Source organism: Microbacterium sp. FW305-3-2-15-F-LB2 (genome assembly GCF_058787255.1).
In genome coordinates, this window is record NZ_JBYSZO010000001.1 from 178,483 (window position 1) to 193,616 (window position 15,134).

The 15,134-nt window shown below is 72.4% G+C and carries 14 protein-coding genes; 6 read left to right on the top strand and 8 right to left on the bottom strand.

Features of this window, described 5'->3' with window-relative positions; genetic code table 11:
- Window positions 1-78 precede the first annotated feature (78 nt).
- From ypfJ to AC3WLZ_RS00910, 3 genes are read right to left on the bottom strand one after another with little or no spacing between them, the layout of a single operon-like run.
- Window positions 79-954: a KPN_02809 family neutral zinc metallopeptidase gene (gene ypfJ, locus AC3WLZ_RS00900; protein ID WP_412923220.1), complete on the bottom strand. Its 876-nt coding sequence runs from the start codon at window positions 952-954 to the stop codon at window positions 79-81.
- Between the two features lie 55 nt (window positions 955-1,009).
- Window positions 1,010-1,513: a hypothetical protein gene (locus AC3WLZ_RS00905; RefSeq protein ID WP_492468680.1), complete on the bottom strand. Its 504-nt coding sequence runs from the start codon at window positions 1,511-1,513 to the stop codon at window positions 1,010-1,012.
- A 46-nt stretch (window positions 1,514-1,559) separates the two neighbouring features.
- Window positions 1,560-2,774, bottom strand: a complete 1,215-nt coding sequence (locus AC3WLZ_RS00910; protein WP_492468681.1) for an amidohydrolase — start codon at window positions 2,772-2,774, stop codon at window positions 1,560-1,562.
- Between the two features lie 178 nt (window positions 2,775-2,952).
- On the opposite strand from AC3WLZ_RS00910, the gene AC3WLZ_RS00915 reads away from it, so the two are divergent.
- Window positions 2,953-4,146, top strand: coding sequence for an NAD(P)/FAD-dependent oxidoreductase (locus AC3WLZ_RS00915; protein WP_492468682.1), 1,194 nt, complete (start codon window positions 2,953-2,955; stop codon window positions 4,144-4,146).
- 119 nt (window positions 4,147-4,265) lie between these two features.
- Here the strand turns inward: AC3WLZ_RS00915 and AC3WLZ_RS00920 are convergent, their stop codons facing one another.
- Together AC3WLZ_RS00920 and AC3WLZ_RS00925 are read right to left on the bottom strand one after the other, a co-directional pair.
- Entirely contained in the window at window positions 4,266-5,261 is a 996-nt protein-coding gene (locus AC3WLZ_RS00920; RefSeq protein ID WP_492470930.1) for a LacI family DNA-binding transcriptional regulator, read from the bottom strand.
- A gap of 27 nt (window positions 5,262-5,288) precedes the next feature.
- A complete protein-coding gene (locus AC3WLZ_RS00925; RefSeq protein WP_492468683.1) occupies window positions 5,289-6,968 on the bottom strand; it encodes a glycoside hydrolase family 13 protein in 1,680 nt (559 codons plus the stop codon).
- Window positions 6,969-7,132: 164 nt separating this feature from the next.
- Here AC3WLZ_RS00925 and AC3WLZ_RS00930 point away from each other — a divergent pair, with 164 nt between their 5' ends.
- Window positions 7,133-7,657 carry an adenine phosphoribosyltransferase gene (locus AC3WLZ_RS00930; RefSeq protein WP_412923227.1) on the top strand — a complete coding sequence of 175 codons (525 nt, stop codon included), beginning with the start codon at window positions 7,133-7,135 and terminating at the stop codon, window positions 7,655-7,657.
- A gap of 569 nt (window positions 7,658-8,226) precedes the next feature.
- Here the strand turns inward: AC3WLZ_RS00930 and hpxO are convergent.
- The 3 genes from hpxO to uraD are packed head-to-tail and all read right to left on the bottom strand — an operon-like array spanning window position 8,227 to window position 10,265.
- A complete protein-coding gene (hpxO, locus tag AC3WLZ_RS00935) occupies window positions 8,227-9,411 on the bottom strand; it encodes an FAD-dependent urate hydroxylase HpxO (protein ID WP_492468684.1) in 1,185 nt (394 codons plus the stop codon).
- Window positions 9,412-9,420: 9 nt separating this feature from the next.
- The gene (uraH, locus tag AC3WLZ_RS00940) at window positions 9,421-9,741 is read right to left on the bottom strand and encodes a hydroxyisourate hydrolase (RefSeq protein ID WP_492468685.1); all 321 of its coding nucleotides are present in this window, start codon (window positions 9,739-9,741) and stop codon (window positions 9,421-9,423) included.
- Complete coding sequence (gene uraD / locus AC3WLZ_RS00945) at window positions 9,738-10,265, bottom strand: 2-oxo-4-hydroxy-4-carboxy-5-ureidoimidazoline decarboxylase (protein ID WP_412923230.1); 528 nt, start codon at window positions 10,263-10,265, stop codon at window positions 9,738-9,740. Before uraD ends, uraH begins: the two co-directional genes overlap by 4 nt.
- 322 nt (window positions 10,266-10,587) lie before the next feature.
- On the opposite strand from uraD, the gene allB reads away from it, so the two are divergent.
- Genes allB through AC3WLZ_RS00965 form a run of 4 tightly spaced genes read left to right on the top strand, consistent with a single transcriptional unit; the run spans window position 10,588 to window position 15,084 of the window.
- Entirely contained in the window at window positions 10,588-11,916 is a 1,329-nt protein-coding gene (gene allB, locus AC3WLZ_RS00950) for an allantoinase AllB (protein ID WP_492468686.1), read from the top strand.
- Window positions 11,913-13,244 (top strand): acetamidase/formamidase family protein, encoded by a 1,332-nt coding sequence (locus AC3WLZ_RS00955; protein WP_492468687.1) that lies wholly within the window; start codon window positions 11,913-11,915, stop codon window positions 13,242-13,244. The genes allB and AC3WLZ_RS00955 overlap by 4 nt, the downstream gene beginning before the upstream one ends.
- Window positions 13,241-13,429 (top strand): hypothetical protein, encoded by a 189-nt coding sequence (locus tag AC3WLZ_RS00960; RefSeq protein ID WP_492468688.1) that lies wholly within the window; start codon window positions 13,241-13,243, stop codon window positions 13,427-13,429. The genes AC3WLZ_RS00955 and AC3WLZ_RS00960 overlap by 4 nt, the downstream gene beginning before the upstream one ends.
- Window positions 13,426-15,084 (top strand): AtzH-like domain-containing protein, encoded by a 1,659-nt coding sequence (locus AC3WLZ_RS00965; RefSeq protein WP_492468689.1) that lies wholly within the window; start codon window positions 13,426-13,428, stop codon window positions 15,082-15,084. The genes AC3WLZ_RS00960 and AC3WLZ_RS00965 overlap by 4 nt, the downstream gene beginning before the upstream one ends.
- Window positions 15,085-15,134: the final 50 nt, after the last annotated feature.

Sequence of the window (15,134 nt, forward strand, 5' to 3'; positions counted from 1 at the left end):
CCGTCCTGCAGCGGCGATATGTGGGACATGCACCGCCAGAAGTGGGACGCGGCTCAGGGGGCAGAGCGCCGGCTGGCCCTACAGACTCCCCGCCGGCACCGCGAATGTGTCGCAGGCGTTCACGCCGCCGGCCCGACCCTCCTCGAACCACCGTTGTCGCTGCTCGCTCGACCCGTGGGTCCAGCTCTCTGGGTTGACGACTCCGCCGGACTCGGCCTGGATGTGGTCGTCGCCGACGGATGCCGCTGCCGCCAGGGCGTCCGAGATCTGCTGCGTCGTAGGCGGCTCGAGGTAGGGCGTCCCGTTCTCGTCTCGTTGGTCGCCGGCGTCGGCCACCCAGGCGCCCGCGAAGCAGTCGGCCTGCAGCTCGGTACGGACGCCGTTGCTCGCGGGTCCCGTGCCGTCGTTCGGGTGCTGCTCCATGACGCCGATGAGGTTCTGCACGTGGTGCCCGTACTCGTGGGCGAGGACGTACAGCTGGGCGAGCGGACCCGCGGTCGTATCGAACTGCTCGCGCAGCAGCGCGAAGAACGTCGGGTCGACGTACACGGTCTCTTCGGGCGGGCAGTAGAACGGACCGGTCGCGTTCGAGGCCGTGCCGCACTGCGTCGACGTGGAGCCGTCCACGATGATCAGCTGCGGCTCGCGGTACCCCTCGAGGGTGTTGCCCCAGAACTGGTCGATGTTCAGCGACGCGGCCGCGAGGCGGCAGTCGTCGTTGCGGTTGGCATCCTGCCCGGTCTCGCAGTTCGCGATGCGCTCGCCGCCGGTCTGGGGCGCGGCGGGTTCGCCACCGCCGCCGATGAGCCCCGTGAGGTCGGTGCCGGTGAACATCGAGATCAGCAGCACGACGATTGCGCCGAGCCCGACGGCCCCGCCGCCGACGGCGGCGACCGTGCCACCTCGGCGCTTCGCAGAGTTCCCGCCGACGCGGGCGTTGTCGTTGAACGTCACGTCCGCGACCGTAGCGCGCGGCGGGCGCGGCGGAAGGGGGCTTGAAACGCGGGCGTCAGCCGGTCGCGCCCATCGGGTGCGTCGCGATGTCGAACGTCGCGAACGGGAACGGGTACAGCAGCGAGTAGCTGCTCCAGTCGTCGACTCGGATCGTCATGATCGCCCCGTACCCCACGACGAACGTGACGAGTGTGAGCACCACGATCACCATGCGGGCATTGTTGATGATGCGCAGGGCGGCGTCGATGGTGTCGGCGCGACCCAGGATCCGCGTCAACGACATCACCACGATCAGGCCGATCGCGACGTACACGAGCGGGTTCGCGCTCAACGTCACCGAGCCGCACATCGGCGCGGTGTCGGTCGGTTGCCCGTCGGCGTCGAGGAACCCCCCGCTGCCGGTCACACCCCCCGAGCAGCTGCTCATCGAACCGCGCAGGAACACCGCGAGCATCGTCGCCGCCACGATCGCCCAGATCAGGAGCGACCGGATGCCGACGATCACCGCCGCCCCCGGGAGCAGCGTGTTCTCGTCGGTCTCGTTCCGCGTGATGGTCATGGTCGCCTCCCCACAGGTCCCCTCCACCCTCACACGGGAGCTCCGATCAGTCCAGGAACTCCCGCGCGGCGACGACGAGGTTCTCCACGCCGCGGTCGATGGTCGGCTGCATCACCGGTGCGAAGAACGGCGAGTGGTTGGTCGGGATGTCGCGCTCGACCGTGCCGCCGGCCACGGCATCCGCGTACGTCTGCGGATCCACGCCGCCCCAGAACCAGAACACGAGCGGGGCGCCCGACTCCCGCGCGAACCACGACACGTCCTCGCTGCCCGTGAACATGCCGGGGTCGACGACGCCGGCCTCGCCGAACGCCCGACGGAAGGCCGCGGTCAGGCGGGCCGTGGCATCCGGGTCGTTGATGGTGGGCGGCAGCGTGTGATCGGTCGTGATGGTGGGGGTCTGCTCGGCTCCGGATGCCTCGGCCTCGGCGCGGATGATCCGCTCGACCTTGCTCATCACCCGTGCCCGAGCGGCGTCGTCGGGGTAGCGGAGGCTCAACTCGAGCTTCGCCTCGGCGGGGATGATGTTGTTCTTCAGCCCCGCGTGGATCGAGCCGACCGTCACGACGGCGACGTCGCGCGGGTCGACCTCGCGCGAGACGACGGTCTGCAGCCGCATGACGGTCGCGGCGGCCATGACGACCGGATCGATCGTGGAGTGAGGGCGCGAGCCGTGCCCGCCGCGGCCGTGCAGCACGACCGTGAGGCCGTCCGACGCCGCCATCTGCGTGCCCGGTCGTACGCCGATCGTGCCGGCGGGGAGAGGGGTGACGTGCTGACCGAGCACGATGTCGGGGCGCGGGTACCGGTCGAGCACGCCATCGGCGATCATCGCCTGGGATCCTGCGCCGTACTCCTCGGCCGGCTGGAACACCGCGACGACGGTGCCCGACCACTCCGACGTGGTCGCGACGAGGCGTTCGAGCGCGCCGATGAGTGCGGTGACGTGCATGTCGTGCCCGCACGCGTGCATCACGGGCACGGCGTTGCCCGCCGGATCGGTGCCCCGCGCGGTGCTGGCGTAGGCCAGGCCCGTCTGTTCCTCGACCGGGAGGCCGTCCATGTCGGCGCGCAGCCACACGACGGGGCCGGGGCCGTTGTCGATCCGGGTCACGACGCCGGTGCGGCCGACGCCCTCCTCGACCTCGAGGCCCAGGTCGGCGAGGTGCCGCGCGATGACGCCCGCGGTCCGCGTCTCCTGGAACGACAGCTCGGGGTGCGCGTGCAGGTCGGTGTAGAGGCTTTCGAGGTCGACGCTCATGCTCCCGAGCCTATGCGGCGCACCCTCCGGTCTGATTGTCCAAGACACGCCGGACGTGTCCTTCGCCACGCGGCGTGTCTTGGACACTGGATGGAAGCGGGCCCGTGAGGGACTACCGGATGCCGCGGACGCCCGCAACCCGTCCCGGCGCAGCGCGCGAGGCGCAGAGGGTGGAGGCATGGCCTCGACACACTTCGACTACCTCATCGTCGGCGGCGGAATGGTCGCCGACACTGCTGCGCGCGGCATCCGCGAGCTCGATGCCGACGGGTCGATCGGCATCCTGAGCGATGACATCGACGAGCCGTACACACGTCCCGCCCTCAGCAAGAAGCTGTGGACCGACGACGAGTTCACGTGGGAGAAGGTGCCGCTGAACACCGCCGACGACACCGGCGCGGACATCCGTCTGCGTACTCCCGCAACCGCGATCCGTCCCGACGCGCATGAAGTGGATGCCGACGGCCAGACGTTCTCCTACGGCAAGCTCCTCGTCGCCACCGGCGGGCACCCCGTGCCCCTCCCGATCGAAGACGCGTCGAACGGTGAGCGCGCACTGACGTTCCGCACCGCCGCGGACTACCGGCGGCTGCGCGCGTTGGCGCACGACGTCGACCGCATCGCCGTGGTCGGCGGGGGATACATCGGCTCGGAGCTCGCGGCCGCCCTGGTGCAGAACGGCGTCGATACGGTCCTGATCCACACCGGCGCGGTGCTGGGCGACGCCGTGTTCCCGCCCGCGCTCGCGGAGCGGTTCGAGAAGCTGTTCCGCGACGCCGGGGTCGAGATCGTCGCCGGCTCGAAGGTCGAGGGCGGAGAGGTGGATGCCGACGGCGTGCGGCTCGCACTCGAGGGCGGTGACGAGGTGCGCGCCGACGCGGTCGTCAGCGGTCTCGGCATCGAGGTCGCGACCGATCTCGCCGAAGCCGCGGGACTCGCGGTGGACGACGGGGTCGTCGTCGACGCGCAGCTGCGGGCGTCGGTCGACGACGTGTGGGCCGCCGGGGATGTGGCCAGCTACCCGGACCGGCTGCTCGGACGTCGCCGCGTCGAGCACGTCGACAACGCCAACGAGATGGGCCGGGCCGCGGGGCGCAACCTCGCCGGCGCCGGGGAGCCCTACACCCACACGCCGTACTACTACTCGGCGGTGTTCGGCATCCGGTACGAGGCCGTCGGCACGCTGGACTCCTCGCTCGAGACGGTCGAGGACTGGGTCGAGCCCGACCGCGGCGTCGTCTATTACCTCGACGACGACCGGGTCGTCGGTGTGCTGCTGTGGAACGTCGAGGACGCCCGGGATGCCGCCCGCGCGGTTCTCGCCGAGGCCGACACCCTCACGCGCGACGACCTGGTGGGCCGGATCCGCTGAGAGCCGGGCGATAGCCCGAGGACACAACGAAGGAATCGGGGCGTCACCGCCGTGGAACGTCGCAGCCGCACCGGGCGGATTTCCTTCGTTGTGTCCGCGTGCGGGCGACTGGCTCGGCCTCAGCCCGGTGGCGCCGTCGACCCGCGCTCGAGCAGCGCGAACGGGAGGGTGCCGCGGCGGGTGACGGGCTCGGCGCCGTCGAGCTCGGCGAGCACGGCTTCTGCCGCCTTCTCGCCCTGGCCGCGGGCGAACTGATCCACGGTCGTGAGGCCGAACCATCGGCCGAGGTCGTTGCCGTCGACGCCGATGATCGACACGTCCTCCGGTACCCGCAACCCCGCCTCGCGGGCGGCGAGCACCGCCCCGATCGCCATTTCGTCCGACGCAGCGAAGATCGCGGTCGGGCGCTCGGCGTCGCCGAGGAGCAGCCGCGCCGCGGCGGATCCGCCCTCGATCGTGAAGTCGCCGGCGGCGAAGGCCGGCGTCGCACCGGCGGCATCCATCTCCTCGACGAAGCCTCGACGCCGCAGAGCCGGGACGGATGACACGGCGTCGGTCGTCGCGTCGGCGCCGATGTGCGCGATGCGGCGATGCCCGAGGCCGAGGAGGTGCCGCGTGGCCAGACGCCCCACGGCGAGGTCGTCGACCGTGAGTGTCGTGAGCAGCGGGGTCGGCCCCGCGATCGCCACGACGGGGATGCCCAGGCCCCGCAGCAGCGTGGACTCCGCGGCATCCAACTCGAGGGCGATCGTGATGACCCCGTCGATGCGGCGGCGGCGAAGGTGGTCGTCGAACACCCGTCGGCGTTCCGCGCGCTCGCCGCTGACGCTGTACAGGGTGATGTCGTAGCCGCGGCGCACGAGCGCGTCCGAGATGCCGGCCAGCACCGTGCTGAAGAACCACCGGTCCAGGAACGGCACGACGACGCCGATCGCGCGCGTGCGTCCGGTCGCGAGGGCCGACGCGGGTGCCGAGACGACGTATCCCAGTTCGTCCGCGGCTCGTTGCACGCGCTGCCGTGTGGCGGGCGAGACGGCTCCGCGGCCGCTGAGGGCCCGCGAGACCGTGGCCGTCGACACGCCCGCCCGGCGGGCGACCTCGTCGATGCCGACCACGGTCTCGCGGATCCCGGATGCCACGGCTCAGGCCGCGGCGATCCAGACGGTCGTGTCGGTGGGGAGCGTGGCGCCGTCGAGCGGACCGCTCGCGACGAGGACATCACCGGCGGGGAGGTCCACGGCGGAGTCGCCGAGGTTGGCGACCACGGTGATCTCTCCGTTGCGGAACGCCACGACGTCGTCGCCGTACCCCTCGAGCCACTCCAGGGTCCCCGCGCCGAGGCCCCGCGCGCGACGCTCGGCGAGCAGCGAACGGTAGAGCGACAGGGTGGATGCCGGGTCGTCACGCTGCGCGTCGCGAGCGAACTCCGCCCACTCCGCCGGTTGTGGCAACCAGGCGGCACCGGTGTCGTTGAAGCCGTAGGCGGGAGCGTCCGCGGTCCAGGGGATCGGGACGCGGCAGCCGTCGCGGCCGTAGCGCTCGCCGTTGGTGCGGAACCACGTCGGGTCCTGGCGGGCGTCGTCGGGCAGGTCGATGACCTCGGGAAGGCCCAGCTCCTCGCCCTGGTACAGGTACGACGATCCGGGCAGTGCGAGCATCAGCGAGGTCGCGGCGCGGGCGCGGCGCAGGCCCTTCACCGGGTCGGGCTGGCCCGGGGACTTCGGTCCGATGCCCGCGCCCTGCGGGTTCTCGGCCGTCAGTGCGAGCCGCGACGCGTGACGCACGACGTCGTGGTTCGACAGCACCCAGGTGCTCGGCGCGCCGACGGCACCGTACTCGTCCAGCGACTCCTCGATCACGGCGCGGAGGGCCGTGGCATCCCAGGCTGTCTCGAGGTAGTGGAAGTTGAAGGCCTGGTGCATCTCGTCAGGGCGCACCCACAGCGCGGTCTGCGCGACGGTCGGCAGCCAGGCCTCGGCGCACAGGGCGCGGTCGCCGTCGTACTCGGCGAGCACCTCGTGCCAGTCGCGCCACACCTCGTGGACGCCGGGCTGCCCCCAGTAGGGCACCTCTTCGTCGTCGCCACCCATGGACCCGCCCTCGGGGTCGGGCGTGTAATCCGGCAGGCCGTCGGCCTTGATGAGGCCGTGCGCGACGTCGACGCGGAATCCGTCGACCCCGCGGTCGAGCCAGAAGCGCAGGATGTCGCGGAACTCCGCGCGCACCTCGGGGTTGGTCCAGTCGAAGTCGGGCTGCGACTCGTCGAAGATGTGCAGGTACCACTGGCCGGGCTGCCCGTCGGCCTCGGTCACGCGCTTCCACATGCCGCCGCCGAAAACGGACTCCCAGTTGTTCGGGGGCAGCTCGCCGTTCTCGCCCTTGCCGTCGCGGAAGATGTACCGCGCGCGCTCGGGGCTGCCGGGCGCGGCCTTCAGCGCCTCCTGGAACCACACGTGCTGATCGCTGGAGTGGTTGGGCACGAGATCGACGATGACCCGGATGCCACGCTCGTGCGCACCCGCGAGCATCGCGTCGAAGTCGGCGAGCGTGCCGAAGATCGGGTCGACGTCGCGGTAGTCGGCGACGTCGTACCCCGCGTCCTTCTGCGGCGACCGCTGGAAGGGGCTGAGCCAGATGGCATCCACCCCCAGTTCGTGGAGATCGTCGAGGTGCGCGGAGACGCCGGGCAGATCGCCCAGACCGTCGCCCGAGGCGTCCGCGAACGAGCGGGGGTAGATCTGGTAGATGACAGCGGTGCGCCACCACTCGGACCCGGGGGTGGACACGAGTTCGGGGCGCGGGTCCTCCTGCGTGAAAGTCATGCGGTCCACGTTAGTGCAAGCGCTTGCAGTGGGGCGAGCTCCGGCGGCGTTCTCGCGGCGGCAGAACCATGTCCCACTTATTGCCACTTCGGCGCCCCGCATTCGGCCACCATCGGGACATGATTCGCCAGAAGTGGGACGAGGTCCGCGTCTAGGCTGGGGCGGTGCCCGACGCCTCCGCCCTCGCCCGTGCCGAATCGCTGATCGGCAGCATCCCCGACTACCCCGAGCCGGGGGTGACGTTCCGCGACATCACGCCCTTGCTGGCGGATGCCGAGGCCCTCCGCGCCACGATCGATGCGCTGCTCGAGCCCTTCGCCGGACGGTTCGACGTGGTCGCGGGCATCGAGGCGCGCGGATTCCTTCTCGCCGGCGCCGCCGCCGTCGCGGCGGGTGTCGGGCTCGTGCCCATCCGCAAGGCGGGCAAACTGCCCCGGCCGGCGGCGTCCGTCTCGTACGCGCTCGAGTACGGCACGGCCGAGATCGAGATGCACGACGACATCCCCGACGGCACGCGCGTGCTGCTGCTCGACGACGTGCTGGCCACGGGTGGCACGCTCGAGGCCGGCCGCGCCCTGGTCGCGCGCCTCGGCGGCGACGTCACCGGCACCGCGGTGCTGCTCGAGATCGACGTCCTGGGTGGCCGCGAGGTGCTCGGCGGCGACGTCCATACGGTCTTCCACGTCTGACGCCGCGCCGCGCTGTGCCGCGCCGTGCCGTGTCGAACTCCGGAGTTTCGGCATCCTGTGGCCGGTGTGACCGGCGTTCTGGCTGTGGGCGGCGGGTTTCTCCGGAGTTTGGCCCGGCCCGGAAACCTCGGGGCTCCTCGGCGCCGCGCCGGCCGACCGGCACGTTCTGCCCGGGGGAGGGCATCGGGGATGCCGACCCGCAGTGCCAAACTCCTGACTCTTGGCGGTCTGGGGCCTGTGCGTCTGTGGTCGGGGCCGTGGGTGGCAGGTTTCTCCGGAGTTCGGCCCGGCCGGAGGCCCCGGGCCCGGGGTTTCCCGCCCCACGCCGGCCGCCCGGCACATTCTGCCCGGGGCGGCTGCGGCCGCGCTGCCGTTGCAGCAGCGGGGTGCCGCGCCGCGCCGAGCCGCGCCGAACTCCTGAGTTTCGGCATTCTGTGGCCGGTGTGACCGGCGTTCTGGCCGTGGGTGGCGGGTTTCTCAGGAGTTCGGCCCGGCAAACCGCGGCGGTCGGCCACGGCGCGCGGCCGCGGACCGGCCATCGTGACAGCGGCGAACGGGGAACCGGCGCGTCAGCGCAGCACGGAAGCGCCGAGCTCCACGGGGCTGCCCTCGATGTTGCCGACGATGCCGCGGATGACGCCCGTGCCGTCCTCGCGCCGCAGGCCGTCGTACCAGGCCTGCGTCGCTTCGACGTCGAAGGCGTGCGTCTCGTGCGCGCGCTTGCGGGCGCGGAGCACGAGGTCGCCGGCCCGCTCGGTGCGGATGCGCTCGTACCGCTTCAGCGAGTCCTCGACCCCGAGCGTCGTCGTGGCGAACACGATGCCGAGCGCGAAGCTGTCCTCCAGCGCCGAGCACGCGCCCTGACCGATGTCGGGGGCGGTGTTGTGCGCGGCATCCCCGAGGATCGCCACGCGCCCCCGCACCCACGTGTCGAACGGGTCGATGTCCCAGATCTCGACGCGGTTGAGTGAGGCGTCGGGGTCGATGGCATCCAGGAGCGCCCGGACACCCGGCGCGCCCCACGAGCCGAACGCGGCCTCGAGTGCCGCCATGCGATCCTCGAGCACGCCGGAGGGCCCGGGCACATCGACGAAGAAGTAGAACCGGTCGCCCGCGACGGGCATCACGGCGCAGCGCTTGCCGTCGCCGACGTAGGTCGTCCACTGGTGCGGCGGGCCGATCCGCGGGTCGGCGGCGACAAGGCCGTTGTAGTTGACGTATCCGGAGTAGCGCCTCTCGGGGCGGATGCCGGTGGGCTCGGTGACGTAGTCCCGCACGAGCGAGCGCGCCCCGTCGGCTCCGATGAGCAGGTCGGCGGTGTCGGTCGACCCGTCGGCGAACGTCGCGGTGACGGTGGTGCCGTCGTCGGCCACCTCGACGAGTTGCATCCCGAGGTGGATGTGCTCGAGGCCGACGGCATCCATCATCAGCGCCTGCAGGTCGGCGCGGGCGACGGGGTAAGGTCGCTGCCCGGTCTGGGAGGTGACGGATGCCAGGCTGAACCGGCACATCTCGTCGCCGGTGTGGCCGTCGTAGTAGGCCATGTCATCCATTTGTCCGCCGAGCGCGGCGACCTCGGCGCCGAGGCCGAGCCAGTTGAGCACCTTCACGCCGTTCGACCACAGCGACAGCGCGGCGCCCACCGGGCGGTTCTCGCGCATGCGGTCGTAGACGACGACCTCGTGGCCGAGCTTCTGGAGCGCCAGGGCGGCGGAGGTGCCGCCGACGCCGGCTCCGATGACGATGACCTTCATGGCTTCTCCTCAGCTGCCGCGGTAGGTCGAGTATGCGAAGGGGCTCAGCAGCAGCGGCACGTGCAGGTGTCCCTCGCCGCTCACGGTGAACGCGACCGTCGCGACGGGGTGGAACGACGCGACCCCGCGTGAGCGGAAGTAGGCGCCCGTACCGAACGTCAGCGCGTAGTCGCCGTCGGCGAGGCGATCCGGGCCGAGCGCGAGGCGCCCGTCGGCGTCGGTGACGGCGGAATCGATCATGGCTCCGTCGAGGTGCGAGAGCGTCACGGAGACGCCGGCCGCGGGTGTGCCGGTCGCGGCATCCAGCACGTGGGTGGTGAGGTAGGTCACTCGGCGGGCTCCGGTTCGTCGGGGACGTCGTCGGCGAGGGTGGTCCGCAGGCGCAGCAGGGCGATCTCGGCGAGCTGCCGCGTCGCCTCGAGGGTTTCGGCGTCGGGCTCGTTGTCGAGACGTCGCTCGAGTTCGGCGCGGATTTCACCCGGGGTTCGCCCCGCGGCGCGGATGAGGAACACCCGTCCGAACCGCGCTTCGTACGCGGCGTTGCCCGCGGCGATCGCGGCGACGTCGTCGTCCGCCGCGGTGGTCATCGCGGCCTGTTCGCGACGGGATGCCGCAGCCTCGGCGTTCTCGCCCGACACCTTCGCGCCGATGCGCGGGTGGGCGTGCAGGGCGGCGGCGAGGTCTTGTGGCGACCAGGCCGCGGCGAGGTCTCCGGCGTAGGCGGCGAGGGCGTCGACGTCCGCGTAGGGGCGGCCGGCGACGACGGCGTCGACCCACCCCGGGATGTCGGCCCAGACGCGGACGACCTCCGCCGCATCGGCGGGCGAGGCCGCGTTGAAGGCGGTGAGGTGCATGCCCGCAACGCTATGCGGCGCGCGTTACGGGGCTGTGGCGGGATGTGTCCGCAATGTTGCTGTGGGGAACATTGCGGGGTGGCGCCCGCCATCCCACGCCCGCGCGCCGGGGGACCCGCCCCGGGCCAAACTCCTGAGAATTCGGGCTGGATTCCAGCGAACCGGCGTCCCTACGGCCGGTAGGCGCCGAAACTCCGGAGTTTGACCCGCGCTGCACCGGGTCCGGCTGCGGCGGGCGGACTCCTCCTCCACAGCCCGAGTGTTCGCATGAATGTTGATGACGGTTACATCGGCGAAACGCGGGGCCTTTAGCGTGATCGGCATGAGCACCAGGATCGCCGCCCGTCGCACGTACGTCGACGGGCGCTTCATCCCCGCCACGGTCGTGATCGACGAGGGCCGGATCTCCGCCGTCACCGTCTTCGACCCGGTCGCCGACACGGTCCTGCCCGACGATGCCGTGCTGCTCCCCGGCCTCGTCGACTCGCACGTCCACCTCGACGAGCCGGGACGCACCGAGTGGGAAGGCTTCGCGACCGGCACGGCCGCCGCGGCCGCCGGCGGAGTGACGACCGTCGTCGACATGCCCCTCAACAGCTCGCCGGTCACGACGACCCCCGAAGCCCTGGATGCCAAGCGCGCCGCCGCCGCGGGGAAGCTCGCCGTCGACGTGGCCTACTGGGGAGGAGCCGTCCCCGAGAACCTCGGGTCGCTGCGTGCGCTGTCGGATGCCGGCGTCGTCGGGGTGAAGTGCTTCCTCTCGCCGAGCGGCATCGACGAGTTCGGCCATCTCGACGCCGAGCAGCTCGAGGCGTGCCTCGCCGAGCTCGCCGACTTCGACGGCTTGCTGATCGTGCACGCCGAAGACCCCGCGCACCTGCACGCCGACGGTGCCCTCGGGCCGCACTACGCCGATTTCGAGGCGAGCCGTCCGCCCGAGAGCGAGCGCGCGGCGATCCTCCGCGTGATCGACGCGGCTCGCCGCACGGGGGCGCGGGCGCACATCGTGCACGTGTCCGACGGCGAGGCGCTCGACGACGTCCGTGCCGCGAAGGCCGAGGGCGTGCGCCTGACCGTCGAGACGTGTCCGCACTACCTCACGCTCGACGCCGCCGAGGTGCCCGACGGGGCCGCGGCGTTCAAGTGCTGCCCGCCGATCCGCGGCGCCGCGAACCGCGACCTGCTGTGGGCGGGGGTGGTCGACGGCACCATCGACGCGATCGTCAGCGACCACTCGCCCGCGACCGTCGAGCTCAAGTCCAACCCCGATTTCGGGCTGGCCTGGGGAGGGATCGCGGGACTGCAGACCGGCCTGTCGTCGGTGCATACCGCGGCGCGGGGGCGTGGCATCCCCCTCGAAAGCCTGCTGCCTCTCCTCACCACCGGACCCGCGCGCATCGCCGGGCTCGCGGGACTCGGCGTCATCGCTCCCGGTGCCCCCGCTCACCTCGTGGCCTTCGCCCCCGACGAGCAGTTCGTCGTGGATGCCACCGCCCTCGAATACCGCAATCCGGTGTCGCCGTGGCACGGGCAGACGCTCGCCGGCGTCGTGCGCGAGACGTGGCTGCGCGGGGAGTCGGTGTTCCGCCGCGGCGAGCCCGTGACGCTTCGCGCGGGGCGCGAGCTCGTGCACGCGGCGGTCGAAGCGTGAGCGCCGTCCCGATCCTGCAGCCCGGCGTCGGCGCCATCCCCGGCGACCACTACGTCCGGGCGACGACCGGGACCGTGCTGTGGGGGCGCCTCCCGTGCGCGACCGACGCGGCGGTGCTCGAGATCGGCTCGGGGGAGAGCGTGACATTCGACACCGTGAGCCACGAGGGCATCCTCGACGACCAGGGCAAGAATCCGCGCGCGTACTTCGCCTCGCACGGTGTGCCCGCGGAACACGTGCTCGACGATGCGATCGCGATCGCGGCATCCGTCCCGCGCGATGTGATGGCCGACGGTCCGCACGTGGTCGTCGGGCCCGTGCACGTGCGGGGAGCGCACCCCGGCGATCTGCTCAAGATCACGGTCGAAGCCCTCGCACCGCGGGTGCCGTACGGCGTGATCTCGAACCGCCACGGCAAGGGCGCGCTCGTGGGCGAACTGCCCCGCGGAGAGCACAACGTCAGCGTGTTCGCCGCGGTGGCCGAGCGTGACGGCGCGCTGTACGGAACCCTGCCCGTCGCCGACGGCGGGGAGCCGGTCGTCACGTTCCCGCTCGCGCCGTTCCTCGGCACCATGGGCGTCGCCGTCGCGGGGAGTGAACGCCCGCACTCCGTGCCGCCCGGGACACACGGCGGCAACATCGACATCAACCTGCTGGTCGAGGGGACGACGCTGTTCCTTCCCGTCCAGGTCGAGGGGGCTCTCGCGTACGTCGGCGACCCGCACTTCGCGCAGGGCGACGGCGAGGTGGCGCTCACGGCGCTCGAGGCCTCGCTGCGGGCGACCCTGCGCTTCGAGGTGATCCCCGCGGATGCCGCCCTCGCGGCGTTCGGCGAGGTCACCGGCCCGCTCGTCCGGACCCCCGAGTACCTGGTGCCGACCGGCATGGATCCCGACCTGAACGCCGCGATGCGCGCGTGCGTCCGCTCCGCGCTGTCGCTCCTCGGCGGACGGTGGGGCATGGACGAGCACCTCGCCTACGCCTACCTCAGCGCCGCGACCGACTTCGACATCTCGCAGGTCGTCGACATCGTGACCGGCGTCCACGCCCGCATCCGCGAGGCGGACTTCGCGTCCGTGCCCGCCGTGGAGCCGGTGCCGCTGGCATTCGGTGCGTCGGCCGTGGGGGAGCCCGCACCGTCGGCATCCGGTGCGGGTCCATCGGGTTCCGCCGCCGACCCGGCGGACGACGCCCCGGCAGCCGCGGGTTCCGCCGCCGACCCAGCGGACGACGCCCCGGTCGCTTCCGCCGCCGACGCGGCCGACCCACCGGACGACGTCCCATTCACCCCCGATCCTTCCGCCGGCCCCGAAGGAGACGCCCCGTGACCCCCGCTCTCGCCGCCGCCCTCGCCCGCGCCGAGGCCGCGGACGCCGCCGGTGCCGCTCCGGGAATCGTCCCGCAGCGCCCGGTTCGTGGTTCGGTGTCCACGACACTCGGATGGCTCGCGCACGCATCCGCGCGTCTTGGACACGCAACCTTCGATGACGCGCCGGAGAGGGGCCGACAGTGACGGATGCCACGATTCCGGCCGACCTGAGCGAAGCGTTCGACGCGTACGAGCGGGCGATCGTCTCGAACGACCTGGACGCGCTCGACGCGTTCTTCGCGCCGGGCGACGACACGCTGCGGGGTGACACCGCGGGGCTCCTCGTCGGTCACGACGCGATCAGTGGGTTCCGCGCGCTGCGGGGCGGCGTCCCTCCGCGCGAGATCGCCGAACTGCACTACCGCCCCCTCTCTCGCGGCGGCCGGACCCCGGCATCCCCCGCCGACGCCACTGCCCCGGAGAGCGACGCCGCCGCGAACCCCCCGGAGAGCACCGACGGCGACGTCGCCCTCCTCGTCTCGGTGTCGGCCTTCCGTGGCGGCGGGCGAGGGTTGCAGACCCAGATCTGGCAGCGCATCGACGGGCGGTGGCTCATCACCGCGGCCCACGTCACGCCCCGGACTCCCGCCCTCGACCGCACGATCTGGCGCAGTGTCGGCGACCCGTTCCTGCAGGGGGCGTGGGAGGGCCCGCTCGCGGGACTCACCGTCGCCGTGAAGGACCTCTTCGCCGTCGCCGGGTTCCGCATCGGCGCGGGCAATCCGACGTTCCTCGAGGAAGCCCGCCCCGAGAAGGCCACCGCTCCGGCCGTCGCCGACCTGCTGCGCGCGGGGGCGTCGCTGCGCGGCATCGCCCGCACCGACGAGTTCGCCTACTCGATCGCGGGCGACAACGTGCACTACGGCACCCCGCCGAACGGGGCCGTGGTCGGCGCCCTGCCCGGCGGATCGTCGAGCGGGCCGGCATCCGCCGTCGCCCTCGGCCACGCCGACATCGGCCTGGCCACCGACACCGCCGGTTCCATCCGCGTGCCCGCGTCATATCAGGGCCTGTGGGGACTGCGAACGACGCACGACCTCGTGCCCCGGCAGGGCATGCTCCCGCTCGCGCAATCCTTCGACACCGTCGGCTGGCTCACCCGCGACGGCGAGACCCTCGAGCGCGTCGCCGACTGGTGCCTCAGCTACGACGGCTCGGCATCGACCGAGAACGTCTACGGCGCTTCCGGTGACGACCTGCCCTGGCGGTTCCTCGTGCCCGAGGAGATTCTCGACTGCGTCGAGCCCGACACCCGTGCGGCCTTCTCGCGGATACTCGCCGGGCTCTCGGCATCCGACGATCCGCCGCCCTTCCGCGCGGTGCACTCGGGAGACCTGGATGCCACGTTCACGGCGTTCCGCACCGTGCAGGGCGCCGAGGCGTGGCGCAACGACGGCGAGTGGCTGAGTGCGCACCCCGGGGCCGTCGGCCCGGCGGTCGCCGAGCGCTTCCGCGTCGCGTCCGAGATCACCGCGGCCGACGAGGCCGCCGCGCGTCGCGAGCTGGAGCCCATCGCCGCGCACCTCGCCGAGCTCGTCGACGGAGCCGTGCTGATCTTCCCGACCGTGCCCGGCCCCGCGCCGCTGCGGACCGCCGACGTGGATGCCGTCCGCGCCGCCACCCTGCGGATGACCGCACCAGCCGCGGCGGCGGGCCTCCCCGCCGTGTCGGTGCCGCTGCTGACGGTCGCCGGTGCCCCGGTCGGCGTCTGCCTGGTGTCGCGCGCCGGCACCGACATCGCGCTGGTCCGCCTCGCCCGCCGGCTCGCGTCGCTGGTCGGTTCGGGAGCCGGCCGATGACCCGTCGCGCCTCCGCATCCGCGCCCAGCGCCGGGCCGTCGCCCCGGCCC

Excerpts from the sequence above, each read along its gene's own strand:
- AC3WLZ_RS00915 (WP_492468682.1), top strand. The coding sequence starts at position 2,953 with ATGGCCTCGACACACTTCGACTACCTCATCGTCGGCGGCGGAATGGTC.
- uraD (WP_412923230.1), bottom strand. The coding sequence starts at position 10,265 with ATGCACCTCACCGCCTTCAACGCGGCCTCGCCCGCCGATGCGGCGGAG.
- allB (WP_492468686.1), top strand. The coding sequence starts at position 10,588 with ATGAGCACCAGGATCGCCGCCCGTCGCACGTACGTCGACGGGCGCTTC.
- hpxO (WP_492468684.1), bottom strand. The coding sequence starts at position 9,411 with ATGAAGGTCATCGTCATCGGAGCCGGCGTCGGCGGCACCTCCGCCGCC.
- AC3WLZ_RS00925 (WP_492468683.1), bottom strand. The coding sequence starts at position 6,968 with ATGACTTTCACGCAGGAGGACCCGCGCCCCGAACTCGTGTCCACCCCC.
- AC3WLZ_RS00910 (WP_492468681.1), bottom strand. The coding sequence starts at position 2,774 with ATGAGCGTCGACCTCGAAAGCCTCTACACCGACCTGCACGCGCACCCC.
- AC3WLZ_RS00905 (WP_492468680.1), bottom strand. The coding sequence starts at position 1,513 with ATGACCATCACGCGGAACGAGACCGACGAGAACACGCTGCTCCCGGGG.